The 14,440-nt window shown below is 38.4% G+C and carries 13 protein-coding genes and 1 pseudogene; 12 read left to right on the top strand and 2 right to left on the bottom strand.

Annotation, left to right across the window (positions count from 1 at the left end):
• Nucleotides 1-31 precede the first annotated feature (31 nt).
• Nucleotides 32-970, bottom strand: coding sequence for a hypothetical protein (locus ACLLO5_RS14315; protein ID WP_413171187.1), 939 nt, complete (start codon nt 968-970; stop codon nt 32-34).
• 207 nt (nt 971-1,177) lie between these two features.
• Here ACLLO5_RS14315 and ACLLO5_RS14310 point away from each other — a divergent pair, with 207 nt between their 5' ends.
• The 8 genes and pseudogenes from ACLLO5_RS14310 (at nt 1,178) to ACLLO5_RS14275 (ending at nt 10,412) form a co-directional block, all read left to right on the top strand.
• Nucleotides 1,178-3,823: a CHAT domain-containing protein gene (locus ACLLO5_RS14310; protein ID WP_413171186.1), complete on the top strand. Its 2,646-nt coding sequence runs from the start codon at nt 1,178-1,180 to the stop codon at nt 3,821-3,823.
• 179 nt (nt 3,824-4,002) lie between these two features.
• Nucleotides 4,003-5,475 carry a leucyl aminopeptidase gene (locus tag ACLLO5_RS14305; protein WP_413171185.1) on the top strand — a complete coding sequence of 491 codons (1,473 nt, stop codon included), beginning with the start codon at nt 4,003-4,005 and terminating at the stop codon, nt 5,473-5,475.
• A gap of 164 nt (nt 5,476-5,639) precedes the next feature.
• Nucleotides 5,640-5,915, top strand: a pseudogene (locus ACLLO5_RS14300) (DUF4351 domain-containing protein); the annotation flags it as partial.
• 263 nt (nt 5,916-6,178) lie between these two features.
• Nucleotides 6,179-7,198 carry a phosphate acyltransferase PlsX gene (gene plsX / locus ACLLO5_RS14295; RefSeq protein ID WP_413171184.1) on the top strand — a complete coding sequence of 340 codons (1,020 nt, stop codon included), beginning with the start codon at nt 6,179-6,181 and terminating at the stop codon, nt 7,196-7,198.
• 523 nt (nt 7,199-7,721) lie between these two features.
• Nucleotides 7,722-8,723, top strand: a complete 1,002-nt coding sequence (locus tag ACLLO5_RS14290; protein WP_413171183.1) for a beta-ketoacyl-ACP synthase III — start codon at nt 7,722-7,724, stop codon at nt 8,721-8,723.
• A 74-nt stretch (nt 8,724-8,797) separates the two neighbouring features.
• Nucleotides 8,798-9,679: an ACP S-malonyltransferase gene (gene fabD, locus ACLLO5_RS14285; RefSeq protein ID WP_413171182.1), complete on the top strand. Its 882-nt coding sequence runs from the start codon at nt 8,798-8,800 to the stop codon at nt 9,677-9,679.
• A gap of 47 nt (nt 9,680-9,726) precedes the next feature.
• Complete coding sequence (locus ACLLO5_RS14280) at nt 9,727-10,059, top strand: DUF433 domain-containing protein (protein ID WP_413171181.1); 333 nt, start codon at nt 9,727-9,729, stop codon at nt 10,057-10,059.
• 2 nt (nt 10,060-10,061) lie between these two features.
• The gene (locus ACLLO5_RS14275; protein WP_413171180.1) at nt 10,062-10,412 is read left to right on the top strand and encodes a DUF5615 family PIN-like protein; all 351 of its coding nucleotides are present in this window, start codon (nt 10,062-10,064) and stop codon (nt 10,410-10,412) included.
• A 125-nt stretch (nt 10,413-10,537) separates the two neighbouring features.
• On the opposite strand, the gene ACLLO5_RS14270 is transcribed toward ACLLO5_RS14275, so the two are convergent.
• Complete coding sequence (locus tag ACLLO5_RS14270; RefSeq protein WP_413171179.1) at nt 10,538-10,729, bottom strand: DUF2795 domain-containing protein; 192 nt, start codon at nt 10,727-10,729, stop codon at nt 10,538-10,540.
• Between the two features lie 361 nt (nt 10,730-11,090).
• Between ACLLO5_RS14270 and ACLLO5_RS14265 the strand changes: the two genes are divergently transcribed.
• The 4 genes from ACLLO5_RS14265 (at nt 11,091) to ACLLO5_RS14250 (ending at nt 14,302) form a co-directional block, all read left to right on the top strand.
• Nucleotides 11,091-11,729 (top strand): lysophospholipid acyltransferase family protein, encoded by a 639-nt coding sequence (locus ACLLO5_RS14265; RefSeq protein ID WP_413171178.1) that lies wholly within the window; start codon nt 11,091-11,093, stop codon nt 11,727-11,729.
• Between the two features lie 227 nt (nt 11,730-11,956).
• Complete coding sequence (locus ACLLO5_RS14260; RefSeq protein WP_413171177.1) at nt 11,957-12,994, top strand: AI-2E family transporter; 1,038 nt, start codon at nt 11,957-11,959, stop codon at nt 12,992-12,994.
• A gap of 106 nt (nt 12,995-13,100) precedes the next feature.
• Nucleotides 13,101-13,397: a DUF2288 domain-containing protein gene (locus tag ACLLO5_RS14255; protein WP_413171176.1), complete on the top strand. Its 297-nt coding sequence runs from the start codon at nt 13,101-13,103 to the stop codon at nt 13,395-13,397.
• Entirely contained in the window at nt 13,394-14,302 is a 909-nt protein-coding gene (locus tag ACLLO5_RS14250; RefSeq protein WP_413171175.1) for a hypothetical protein, read from the top strand. Before ACLLO5_RS14255 ends, ACLLO5_RS14250 begins: the two co-directional genes overlap by 4 nt.
• The last annotated feature ends 138 nt before the right edge of the window (nt 14,303-14,440 follow it).

The raw sequence follows: 14,440 nt of genomic DNA, 5'->3' as shown, positions 1-14,440 counted from the left end.
CCCTTGCAAAGGGGGATTTAGAGAGATACTCTTAATCTGATTCTGATAAATTAGAGTTAATTAGCTGTTGAAAATCTTCTACAGAATTAACACTAATTGCTGACACAAAAAATTGTTCTAACAAAGATGTATCATCAATTTTATTAATGTTTTTAACCAGATTTTCGGAAATATTCCCAAACCTTACCTGCAAAAGTTTGATAATATCTTGTTTCCGAGTTCTTTCTATTGCCCGTCTTTCAATATTACTTAACAACGGCATTTTTCGTCCCTCCTGATAATTGGCTAATTTTTGTTCAAAACTTGATTGTAGTTCTTCAGATAAAGCCATCATTAAATCAATGACTTTATACAAATCAGCAATTTCTTTACGGTTATAGCCTCTTTCGTAAAGTAACCTAGCTAAATTCCATTTCCATTGTTCCCTGGTTGATAAATTGCTAGTAGTGGCTTTGGTTTTCAAATGTGCCATTACTACTATAGCAAAAATATTATTATCTTGCTCCAGGTCTTCCCACTGATAATCTAGAAGTTTAACAATCGAAAAGTTGAAAAGCAGTTGACTGTTTCCTAAACCATATTGGTAAGAATTTGGTCGCCAACTTTTAGTTTCATCTCCGAGTATGGCTAAACTAATGACTGGTTTTTGATACAAATCAAAAGCTCGATAGTTGTAGATAAACATTCTTTGGGCAAATTCTTTATCATATTGACTTTGCACCTCGACATGAATTAATATCCAAACTTCTTGATTATCTAATAACCACACCTGAAATAACTTATCAGCTTGGCGGTTTTGTGTTTTCGCTGAAGCAGTAATCTGTTCTAATTCTTTATCTAGAGAAATGGGGGTTTTCGTCCAATCAATTTGTTGATGAATTTCTGGATAGAAGAAGGTGAGAAATGAATCAAAATAATCTCCTATCGCTTCCTTCCAGGTTTCATCATAGTTGGCTGTAATTTCAGTCATTTTGCTCAAAACAGTGGAAATTATTTTTTAGTAACCATGCAATTTTAGCAGTTTGGCACATACACCTTGACAATTGGCTCATTTTATTACAGCATTTTTATATATTTATATTGATCTATTTCTTCCTTACTTTGCGTCTTTGATCCTACCCTGTGGGATCTGATGACGGAGATTGACTTTTTACGCGAAACTTACCATAAATTAAAAATGAGCAATTTAAAATTACAAAAGAGGACGAAAATTTTCAAAATCCACTCTTTCCTGCGTTATGGAATTTTGGCTTTTCTCACTGCTATATTGTGCATCTTTACTTGGCCTGTAGTTGCTCAGAACAAAAATACCACAACAGTAGTTAATCTTCCCCAGGAACAACAAGCAAAAACTCTTTATATAGAAGGAAGATTTGCCGAAGCTGTTAATTTACTACAGCAAGCAGAGCAAGTTTATGAAAAAAATAACGATGCTGTCGGACAGTCTGTAGTGCTGAGTAATTTGGCTTTGAATTTTCAACAATTAGGACTGACTGTACAAGCCAATCAAGCAATAGAAAATGCTATTAATATTTTGCAAAAAACTCAAAACTCTGGACAGAGTTTAACAGTTTGGGCGCAAGTTTGGGATGTGAAAGGTAGTTTGCAACTGACGCAGGGAAAAGCGGAAGATGCTTTATCATCTTGGCAGCAAGCGGAATCATTTTACCAGCAGTTACAAAATAGTAATAAAACCACATTTACCCAAGTTAACCAAGCGCAAGCATTAAAGGCTTTGGGACTATATCAACAAGCAATTTCTACTCTGCAAAAATTGATATCTACTCTGGAAAAACAACCAGATTCACTCACAAAAGCGGCTGGTTTTCGCAGTTTGGGTGATGCTCTTGTGGTTGCAGGTGACATCAAACAAGCAGAAGTATATTTAAACAAAAGTCTCAATATTTCTGAACAACTAAAATCAACAGAAGCTATTGCTCAGGCTCATCTAAGTTTAGGTAATCTCGCTCGTGTTAAGGGTAAATTGGCAGTAAAATTAGTAGAGAAAACACGGCAAAATAATCAATCTCTTGATTATTATAAAAAAGCATCTTTATCATCAGCTAATTTATCTACTCAAACCCAAGCAAAGTTAAACCAGTTGGGACTGTTAGTGGAGATGAAAAAATGGCAAGAAGCACAAGAAATTTATCCCGAACTGCAAAACCAAATTGCTAATTTACCTGTTGGTAGACCTAGTATTTATGCACAGGTGAACCTTGCCCAAAGTCTACTGAAATTAAGAAATTATATTCCTATAAATCTGCCAACAATTGCTAAAATTTTGGCTGTCGCAAAGCAGCAAGCGGAACAATTACAAGATGTGCGATCGCAATCTTTTGTGCTAGGTAATTTAGGACACCTATATGAATTAACTCAGCAATGGTCTATTGCCCAAAATTTGACTGAAAAAGCCTTGGACTTGTCCCAGTCTATTCAAGCGGAAGATATTGCCTATCTTTGGCAATGGCAAATGGGTCGCATTTTCTGTCAAGGTGACACTCGTTGCTCACAAAAACCAAATTTTAGCAGTGCTATTACAGAATATACAGAAGCTTTTAATACTCTACAAACCATCCGGGGTGATTTGGTCGCTACTAATGCAGATGTACAGTTCTCCTTCCGTGAAAGTGCTGAACCTGTATATCGTCGTTTGGTAGATTTGTTGTTGCAATCTCCATCTCCCACCCAGGAACATCTCAAAAAAGCTCGTCAAGTGTTGGAAGCTTTACAAGTAGCGAAATTACAAAACTTTTTACAACAAGCCTGTCAAGATAGCAAATTACAATTAGACGAAGTAATTGATACCAAAGACAAAACAGCCGCTGTTATTTATTCAATGATTTTGAGCGATCGCTTAGATGTGATTCTCAAACTACCTAATCAATCACTTTACCATTTTCCTACCCAGATATCTAGAAAAGAAAGTGTAGAAATTTTGAACCGTCTGCATAGTAATCTTCAAGAAGTAGGCAGCGATGAAGAGTTACAGGAAGATGCAAAAAAAGTCTACAGTTGGTTGATTCAGCCATTACAAACACTCCTAGAAAAAAATCAAATCAAAACTCTGATTTTTGTCTTGGATGGACCACTACGAAAAATTCCCATGGCTGCTCTTTATGATGGTCAACAGTATCTAGTAGAAAAATATGCTGTTTCTTTAGCTTTAGGTTTACAAGTACGTGATCCTATACCTTTAAAAAGAACAGAAATGAAGGTGTTAGCAGCCAGTTTAACTGAGCCTCCAGCAAGCGTTTCTGGCTTTTCTCGATTAGAAAATGTGGCAAAAGAAGTAAAAGAAATTAAGAATACAGGGGTAACAGTTAATTGGATTGCTGAACAACAATTTACCAGAAAAATATTTAATCAACAGCTAAATGCTGATAAAATTGACATAGTACATCTAGCTACTCATGGTCAATTTGGTGCAGATCGAGAAAATACCTTTGTGTTAACAGCGGATGGAACTTTAAAGATAGATGATTTCGCGCAGATGTTTAGCCGAGAAAGACAAAGTAGTACACAGAAAATTGAATTGTTGATTTTGAGTGCTTGTCAAACAGCCAGCGGTAACGACCAAGAAGTGATGGGTATTGCTGGAACTACGGTACAAGCAGGTGCTAGCAGTGCGATCGCAAGTTTGTGGGATCTAGACGACGAAGCCAGCGTTACCTTCACTAAAGAATTTTATCAGCACTTGGGGCAACCTAATATTAACAGAGCAGAGGCACTACGTCTGGCACAGTTAGCTTTGCTTGAAAATAGCAACTACGATCATCCCCGCTACTGGTCTCCTTACGTCCTTGTCGGTAGTTGGTTATGAAATTTTTTAGGATCATGAAAATGAATAGGTTGTAAATATCTTATACCCTGGCTGGGAAGGGAGTAACTAGAAGCATTAGTTTCAATCCCTCATAGGGATGATCTTAACAGGAGTCCCCACACTCCGGAAATTTTAAGCAATACTGGTACAGGATGGAAGGTTTACAGAACATTACAAAAATGACGATTCAACCTAAAAATACAGCTTTATTAGATTGGAGTGGTGATACATTAGCGATCGCCTTATTTGAAGACGCAGTAGACTTAACTGGGGATTTAGCGACTTTAAACGATAAGTTGGACGGACTGTTAAAAGAACTGATTGCTGAAGAAGAATTTACAGGTAAGGCAAATAGCACCATAGTTGCACGAGTAGGTGCTAATCATCCAGTGCGGAAGGTGATTTTAGTTGGTTTAGGTAAACCAGACGCGCTGAAATTAGAAACTTTACGCCGTGTTGCGGCTACAGTAGCGCGGACTGCTAAAAAGCAAAAAACCAAAACTCTAGCTATCAGTTTACCTGTTTGGAACAATGACCCAGCAGCTACAGCCCAAGCTATTGCAGAAGGTACACAACTGGCACTTTACCAAGATACGCGCTTTAAATCCGAACCAGAAGATAAAAATCCCCCCATCGAAACTATTGATTTACTGGGGTTAGCCGGACAAGAAGCCGCTATTACCCGTGCTGAACAAATTATTTCTGGTGTGATTTTGGCTAGGCAGTTAGTAGCAGCCCCAGCAAATGCTGTTACACCCATTACCATGGCAGAAACTGCCCAAGCCATAGCCAAAGATCACGGTTTACAACTGGAAATTTTAGAACAGGCAGAATGTGAAAAATTAGGCATGGGTGCATTTTTAGGAGTTGCCCAAGCTTCTGATTTACCACCTAAGTTTATTCACCTGATTTACAAACCAGCTACCACACCCAAGCGCAAACTTGCCATTATTGGTAAAGGTTTAACCTTTGACTCTGGTGGTTTGAATATTAAAGGCGCTGGTAGCGGCATTGAAACCATGAAAATTGACATGGGTGGTGCGGCGGCCACTTTGGGCGCGGCTAAAGCTATTGGGCAGTTAAAGCCAGATGTAGAGGTTCACTTTATCTCAGCCGTCACCGAAAACATGATTAGCGGTCGCGCTATGCGTCCAGGAGACATCTTAACCGCATCCAATGGCAAAACAATCGAAGTTAATAATACCGATGCTGAAGGACGTTTAACCTTGGCTGATGCTTTGGTTTATGCCGATAAATTGGGTGTAGATGCGATCGTTGATTTAGCCACTCTTACAGGTGCTTGTGTGGTTGCCTTGGGTGACGATATCGCCGGTTTATTTACACCTGATGATGCTGTAGCTTCCCAACTACAAACCGCTTCAGAATCTGCGGGTGAGAAAATTTGGCGGCTACCCATGGAAGAAAAATATTTTGACGGGTTGAAATCTGGCATTGCCGACATGAAAAATACTGGACCCCGTTATGGTGGTTCTATTACTGCGGCTTTGTTCCTGAAGCAGTTTGTTAAGGATACTCCTTGGGCGCATTTAGATATCGCCGGTCCCGTTTGGGCTGATAAAGAAAATGGCTACAACGGTGCAGGTGCAACCGGTTTTGGTGTCAGAACTTTGGTTAATTGGGTTTTGAGTTAGTTTAATTTCACCTCAACGGGGCGGGGTTTCCCCGCCTCTATGGTTTCTGTAGGGAACTAGATAAAAGTGCGATCGCTCAAAATAACATATTATTTAGCTAGGTATAACCTGTTTTCCATAGTCATAACTTCATGCCTTTCTCCGATTTCACTAACCCTTATAAAATTCGTCAATTATTGAGCGAGTATATTATGCAAGAATCTGTAATTTACCAGGATATTTTGCAAAAGGGTGAACAGAAAGGAGAACAAAAAGAAGCTTTCCGTTTCTTGAATCGTCAATTAAATCGGCGGTTTGGTGAAATAGATTCACCCATTATTGAAAGGATTCGCTTATTATCTACCGAACAATTAGAAGTATTAGGAGAAGAGTTTTTAGACTTTTCTAAAATATCTGATTTAGTTCATTGGTTAGATGCACAAATTTCCAGGAATTTATAGGACTTTTTCCCGATTCCCAATTTATCAAAAACATCGGGAATCTAATTTTTAATTTTGTGCTGCTATACTAGCCAAGATTCAGTAAAATTACTTAATAATGAGCTTCTTTTGGTAATTATTTTAAGCGTACTTAAATAAGTATGTGTTTATCTACTTCGCTTAGTTGTAGAAAAAGTCTAATTTCTTATGCTTTTTTTTGGAAATTTGAATTTTTAAGTATTGCAATCTGATAAAATTTGTAAGGTTTCTATAAGCTCTGAGCAATGGGATCGACTGGTGTAAGGATCGCAATTGACGCTATGGGGGGAGATAATGCACCCGCTGAAATCGTCGCTGGCGCAATGCGGGCGAGGGAAGAACTGGGTGTACAAATCTTATTGGTTGGTAATCCCCAACAAATTGAGGCTGTAATGCCGCCAAAAACAAATATGGCGGGGTTGGAGATTGTTCCTGCGGAGGATGCGATCGCCATGGATGAAGAGCCTTTAAATGCAGTTAGAAAAAAACGTAAAGCTTCCATCAACGTAGCGATGGACTTAGTTAAAAAGCAACAGGCAGATGCTGTATTCTCTGCCGGTCACTCTGGTGCAGCAATGGCATCAGCATTACTCCGGCTGGGAAGATTACCAGGAATTGACCGCCCAGCTATAGGGACAGTATTCCCCACAATCAAAGCAGGACAACCAGTATTAATACTTGATGTCGGTGCTAATGTAGACTGTCGTCCTAAATTTTTAGAGCAGTTTGCCGTCATGGGGTCGATTTATAGCCAGTATGTTTTGGGAATGCCTGAACCCAAAATAGGATTATTAAATATCGGTGAAGAAGACACCAAAGGTAACGAAGCAGCCGTTCGCGCCCATCAATTATTAAGGGAAAATACACAAATTAACTTTATTGGCAACGCGGAAGGACGTGATGTATTATCAGGTGAATTTGATGTGATTGTCTGTGATGGCTTCGTAGGTAATGTGTTATTAAAATTTGCTGAAGCAGTGGGAGGAGTAATTCTGCAAATTCTTCGGGAAGAACTGCCCCAAGGGCTTCGTGGTCAAATCGGGACAGCAATTTTAAAACCCAACCTCAAGCGTGTTAAACAGCGCATGGATCACGCAGAACATGGTGGTGCTTTACTATTAGGTGTAAATGGAATCTGTTTTATTGGTCACGGTAGTTCCCAAGCACCTTCTATTTTTAGTGCTATTCGTATGGCCAAGGAAGCTGTAGACAATCAGGTATTGCACAGACTACAGTCACAATATCAAATCCTACAGAGTCAGTAACCCAGCCCTAAAGGGACTGAGCTTGCAAGAGAAATCAAGCAACTTGTACTGACCAGACCACCTAGAAATAGGTAGCCGTTATTTGAGTCAAGACACCCCGGAATACGTAGCTAGTTCCCTGCACTGTCGCTTGTAATTAAACAGTTCTAAGGTCACTGGAGCAGTGTTGCAAGCCTAACAAGCTCTTATAACTGGTCAAAGCTAACATTACCCCAGAAATGGGAGTTGGTTTTTCAGATTTCCAATCAAAAAACCTGACTAAAATACAAGATTCAATGCGGTTAAAACCGCCCGTGTCCCTTACCTCTCAGCCCTAAAGGGACTGAGTTTCCCGCATACCGCGAGGTCTTGTGAAAGCGATTAGTTTTCCTGACGAGAAACTGCGCTAACAGCTATGTCATTTGTCATTAGTCATCGGTCATTATTGGTACTTAGTTATTGGTTATTTCTGCTGAACAAAAGACAACTGACAACTGACAATTGACAACTGACAACTGACAACTGACAACTGGGGAGATTAGGAGTGCAGAATTTATTGAAAAATGGTATTGCAATTACAGGAAGTGGCTCGGCAGTACCCTCCACTTCCTTAGAAAACGAGGTTTTAACTCAACTGGTTGAAACTTCAGATGAATGGATAAGCACAAGAACAGGAATTCGTCAACGGCAGTTAGCATTACCGCCTGAATCATTGACTACACTAGCCACAGATGCTAGTAAACAGGCTATTACCGCAGCTGGAATTACAGCAGCAGACATTGATTTAATTTTGCTGGCAACCTCTACCCCTGATGACCTATTTGGTAGTGCTTGTCGCATTCAAGCAGAATTAGGCGCGACAAAAGCAGTCGCCTTTGATTTAACAGCAGCTTGTTCTGGTTTCTTGTTTGGACTAGTTACAGCCGCCCAATTCATCAGAACTGGTGTTTATCAAAATGTACTGCTGATAGGAGCAGATATCCTCTCTCGGTGGGTAGATTGGCAAGATCGCCGCACTTGTGTATTGTTCGGTGATGGTGCAGGGGCGGTCATTTTACAAGCAAATAATAGCGATCGCTTATTAGGATTTTCCCTCAAAAGCGATGGTACTCAGAATCACCATCTCAACCTTGCCTATGAAGGTACAACCCAACAGGTAACACCAGATATTCACATACCCACAGGTAGTTATCATCCCATCAGCATGAACGGCAAAGAAGTTTACCGCTTTGCTGTCCAAAAAGTACCAGAAGTTATAGACAAAGCTTTATTTGAAGCTCATCTTACCGTAGATAGAATAGATTGGTTAATCTTGCATCAAGCAAATCAGCGCATTATTAACGCCGTAGCTGATCGCTTAAATATTCCTGAACATAAAGTTATCAGCAACGTTGCCCATTATGGAAATACTTCCGCCGCTTCTATTCCCCTAGCATTAGATGAAGCAGTAAGGCAAGGAAAAATCAAACCTAACGATATCATTGCCACCTCCGGCTTTGGTGCTGGACTCAGCTGGGGTGCAGCAATTTTTCAATGGGGAAGATAGTTGATAGTTGATAGTTGATACTGGAAAAACTAATAACTAATGACTAATGAATAATAACTGATGAATAATAACTAATGACTAAAACTGCATGGGTGTTTCCCGGACAAGGTTCGCAAGCCTTGAACATGGGAATGGATTTATTAGAAATACCATCTGCCAAAGAAAAATTTGACCAAGCTGAAGCAATTTTGGGCTGGTCTGTAAGTGAAATTTGTCAGAATGACGAAGAACGACTATCACGCACACTCTATACACAGCCTTGTTTATATGTAATAGAAAGTATTCTTGCTGATTTATTGCGAGAACGGAGACAAGAACCAAATTTAGTCGCCGGTCACAGTTTAGGAGAATACATTGCTCTTTATGTTGCTGGCGTTTTTGACTGGTCTACTGGCTTACAATTAGTCAAACGCCGCGCAGAAATTATGGATAATGCTGCTGGAGGGATGATGGCAGCATTACTCAATTTTGACCGAGAACAATTAGAAAAAGTTATTTCCGAAACGGCTGATGTAGTCTTGGCAAATGATAACAGTCCAGCACAAGTTGTTATTTCTGGAACTCCTGACGCTGTACAAGCTGTAATGTCCCAAGTGAAAGCTAAACGTGCTGTTCCTTTGAAAGTTTCTGGTGCTTTTCATTCACATTTAATGACAGCAGCATCAGCAGAATTTCAAACAATTTTAGATGCAACCGTTTTTCAAACAGCAATTGTTCCCGTTTCCTCAAATGTAGACCCAGTTCCCGCAATTGATGCAGATATTTTAAAGCAGCGTTTAACTAAACAAATGACTGGTTCAGTCCGGTGGCGAGAAATTGCTTTACAATTACCAGAAAATGGGATTACAAAAGTAGCAGAAATTGGACCTGGCAACGTTTTAACTGGTTTGATTAAGCGTACTGTTGAGGGTGTGGAATTAAAAAATATTCGTAATCTTGGGGAGTTGCCAAGTTAGGGGAAATTAATTCACAATTAGAGAATAACAATCAATGGGATGAATCAATGAGCCTAATTTTAGAATGTGAAGCACCTCCTCTCCATAAAGATGAAACAGGAGCAGTTCGAGTAGGTAATGCTAGAGTTTTGCTGGAGTTAGTTATTAGAGCTTTTCAGGATGGAGCATCTCCCGAATCTATTGTGCAACGTTATTCAACCCTATCTTTATCAGATGTTTATGTGACAATAGGTTACTATTTGCGACATCAAGAAACTGTAGAAGCTTATCTCAAACATCGTGAACATTTAGCAGAATCTGTTCATCAGAATTTGTCAGGTGTTCAACCTGATTTAAGTCTAATTCGTTCACGTCTATTAGCTCAACAATCTTCAAGATAATTATGTTACATTTGTTGAGTGATGAAAACTTCAACGGTGACATTGTTAGAGGCTTATTTTTGCGTCAACCAGACCTTGATTTAGTGCGTGTTCAGGATGTTGGTTTACAGGAAGTAGATGATCCAGCAATTCTAGATTGGGCTACGGTTAATAATCGCATTGTTTTAACTCATGACCGTGCAACAATGCCAAACTTTGCTTATCAGCGAATTTTGAAAGAACAAAAAATGGTAGGCTTATTCGTTGTGAATGATAGGATGCCAATTAGACAAGCTATTGATGAATTGTTACTGCTTGTTAATTCTAGCGAACAGTTAGAATGGAATGGTATCGTGTTGTATTTGCCGTTGTGAAATACAAAGATAAATAGAAGAAGTGAGACTTAAACATATCATTTTTTGTATAAGTCCCACTATTATTTTAAGTGCGAAAAATATTTCATGAACTAGACAGACAAAGAAACAAATTCATTCACAAATTATTTAACTTGACCGAATTCGTGTTCTACGTCTGCCATATTGTCATATTCCCGTTCTGGCATTTCTTGCAGAATTTGAATTATCTCCTGATTTGCTTTGTTGTCCCTGGCATGGTTGACCAGTTTCTGTTTATTAGCAGGAAAATCTATGCCGCTGAGACTTCTGGAAATATCAATCGCTGATACAGCCATAACTTACCTCTTCATAAATAATTGGTTGTTTAACATCTAGGCTATTGATATTCACTCCCTAAAATTCTCTAGCTACGGATGTATCTTATGATCCCAAAGTGTTGAATATTTAGCATATCTGTGAGAGGAGGGAATAGGAAATAAGGAATAGGAAAACAGTTATTATTTAGTAATTAGGCGGACTTGATATGATTTTGGATATGTTTTATTAAATTTATTAAAAAAATGCACCAATTTATAATATAAAACAGTGCGATCGCCACCAAATAGCCTATTAACAGCCTAAAATCTCCTCTGTGGGGTGACTAAAAGCGATCGCCATAGCTTATGCTAAATTTTAGTCTCTTTGAAATTATCCTCCGTGACCAGAGAACGCGAACCTTTAATGAGTTGGGTACTTTACCACACCTTTAAGTGGTCATTGCTTAGTCCCATGCTGCACACTTATTTTCGGATAAAAATTCATGGTGTGGAAAACATCCCTCAAAACTGTCCAATTCTCGTAGTTAGCAACCACGCCAGTTATTTTGATCCGCCAATTGTTTCTAATTGTGTACGTCGTCCAGTCGCGTACATGGCTAAGGAAGAATTGTTTAAAATCCCTGTTTTAGCACAAATAATTAAATTATATGGTGCTTATCCAGTCAGTCGGGGTACTGCTGACCGTGCAGCTATCCGTGCGGCTTTAGAATGTCTTGATCAGGGTTGGGCTGTCGGTGTATTCTTAGAAGGTACTCGTACCCCCGATGGTCGCATTACTGACCCCAAAAAAGGCGCAGCACTATTAGCAGCAAAGGCAAAAGTACCTTTTTTACCCGTCAGTTTGTGGGGTACGGACAAGATATTACAACCAGGTTCTGCAATTCCCCATGCAGTTCCCATTACTGTCAGAATTGGTAAACCCATTGATCCTCCCAACTCTACTACTAAATCAGAATTAGAAGCAGTAACACAAAAATGTGCGGCTGTAATTAATGAAATGCATGATTTAGGACGATAATAGCAATTTTAGATTTTGGATTATAAATCCTCATAGTGCAGCCAGAATTTATCTACTAAGGAATATGCTTTAAGGATGTAGCAAACAATTCTGGAATTGTATATATTTGAACTTCAGCACTATACCTATAAAAATTGAGAAAATAATTTACACAAATAAAGCTTTGCAAAGCTGATGTAGTGAATTTTTGACAATCTAAAATCCCAAATCCAAAATCTAAAATTGATATGAGTGGCGTTGAAGCCAAAAACATCTGGCAAAGACTAAATAATTTAGCCTTAGTCCGCTTTTTACTTTTAGTTGCTTCCGGTTGGGCAATTGTACAGCTTTTAGATTATTTTCAAGCAGTCATTGTAGTTTTTTCATTGGCTGCCATTTTAGCTTTTTTACTCAACTATCCTGTAGCATTTCTCCGGCGTTTTTTACCTCATGCTGTAGCCGTTATTGTAGTTTTCTTAGTTAGCATGATGATACTTGGGTTGTTGATTATGACCGTTGGTTTAACAGTTTTATCCCAAGGACAACAATTAATTGATAGTATCTCCGGGTTTTTAAATTCTTTAGTACCTTTAATAGAACGAATAGAAGAATTTCTACAAAATCGTAATCTCCAAATAGATTTAAGCGTAATTGAAACTCAACTTCGTGATCAAGCTGTATCAACTTTGGTTACAAGCTTGGCTATTCTACAAGGCATCTTAACTAATTTTATTACTTTTATATTTATTGCCGTCGTGGCTTTTTTTATGTTACTAGATGGAGAAAAACTGTGGAGATTTATGATTAAAATAGTTCCACAAAATCGCCGCCAAAGATTTACCAATATCATCAGACGTAGTTTTTTAGGATTTTTTCGCGGTCAGTTATTATTAACCTTGTTTTTGACAACTTCAACTTTTATAGTTTTCTTATTATTTAATGTCCCCTTTGCTTTATTATTATCACTAATAGTAGGAATTCTAGACATGATACCAGGCATAGGTGCAACATTAGGAGTTAGCACAATTACTTTGATTGTTTTAGCGCAAAACGCTTGGCTGGCATTAAGAGTATTAATAACTTGTGTTGTTCTCCAACAAATTCAAGATAACTTAATTGCGCCACGAGTTATGCAAGGAACAATGAATCTAAACCCAGTAGTAGTATTTTTTTCTTTATTGATTGGTGCGAGAGTAGCAGGTTTGTTAGGTGTCTTTATCTCTATTCCTATTGCTGCAATAATTGTATCTTTACTAGAAATTGAAGAAATGAAATCAGAAATTTAGTAATTGGTAATTGGTAATTTGCAATAAGAATTTTACAATTATGAATTATTTTACTCAAATTAATAAATCATGTAAAATCAGATTATAAAAGCAAAAATCGAAGATTATGTCTGATTTAAGAGTAGAATTAACACAAAACCTGGATGAAGCAGAATGGGATTGGTTAATTCCCCATGCACAAAGAGATGCAATAATTGTGGTAGCAGATGGGTTGGATTTATTGGATGTGGGGGAAGCGATCGCAACGGATAATATTCCCTCTGTCCAAAATTGGATTGATGAACAGTTGCTGGCCAAGCCTTCACCAGAACAGTTGGGAGAATGGAATAGCGATCGCACCAAGCGATTTAATGCTCTAATTGTTGAGCCTTACGTTTTGGTGCAAGAAAAAGCAGCTTTATGACACGACAACCCCATGACCAACTGGCCAAGGAATATCTAGAGGAATTATTAGCACCTCTAGGAGAGGTCAAAACCAGCAAAGATGTAAAAAGCGAAGTTCAGGAAATTGATGTTTGGTTTGTTCCCACCACAACATCTGTAAATTCCGAATTAGGAATATTAGGAAAAATGGCGGTTACAAGCTGTCTTTTTGAACCTTACCGTAATGCACCTAATGAAGTAGAAATTAGGAGTTGTTTGTTAAAATTGTATAGTGTTCAGGGTGATTTGTTACGACAAGCTAAAAGAGAAAAAATTTCTCTATCTGAAGAAGAATTACCCCTTCTATGGATTTTAACACCCACTTGTTCTGAAAGAATCCTGGAAGGGTTTGGAGCAAAAGCAAAGGAGGGATGGGAAACAGGAGTTTATTTTCTACCTCAATATCAGAAAACCGCCATTGTTGCTGTTAACCAGTTACCCATGACAGAAGATACACTATGGTTAAGGGTACTAGGAAAAGGCAGAACTCAAACAGCAGCTATCAGCGAAGTAGTTGAACTGTCAAAAGAGAACGATAAATGGAAGTATCTAGTAAGAATTTTCGCATCTTGGCGAAAAAATTTAGAATTGAATAGTAATGTCAATGATGAAGAGGTAAAGGAGTTGATTATGAGTTTATCACCTGCATATCTTAAACAGTGTGAAGAATGGAAACAAGAGGGAATAGAAGAAGGAAGACAGGAAGGACAAAAAGACGGACAACGTTTGATGGTAGAGAGTTTGTTAGCAGTCCGTTTTGGTAATTTAGATGAGGAGTTATCTGCTATTATCAGTCAGTTGATGGAACTTTCTCTCACAGACAGAAATCAGTTATTACTTAATCTTTCCCGTGAGGAGTTGTTAGCTAGGTTTAAAGTTGATTAGATGTTTTGAAAAACAATGTAGAGACGTTTCATGAAACGTCTCTTTAAATAAAATCAAGTTGACAGAACTTACTTACTGGAAATTCTTGTATTTTGATGCAAGAATATGGAAGTGAATAGTAATCTAAAGTGATGACGT

Source organism: Anabaena azotica SJ-1 (assembly GCF_047275885.1).
GTDB lineage: Bacteria > Cyanobacteriota > Cyanobacteriia > Cyanobacteriales > Nostocaceae > Trichormus_B > Trichormus_B azotica_A.
This window is presented reverse-complemented; position numbering and strand designations above follow the sequence as displayed.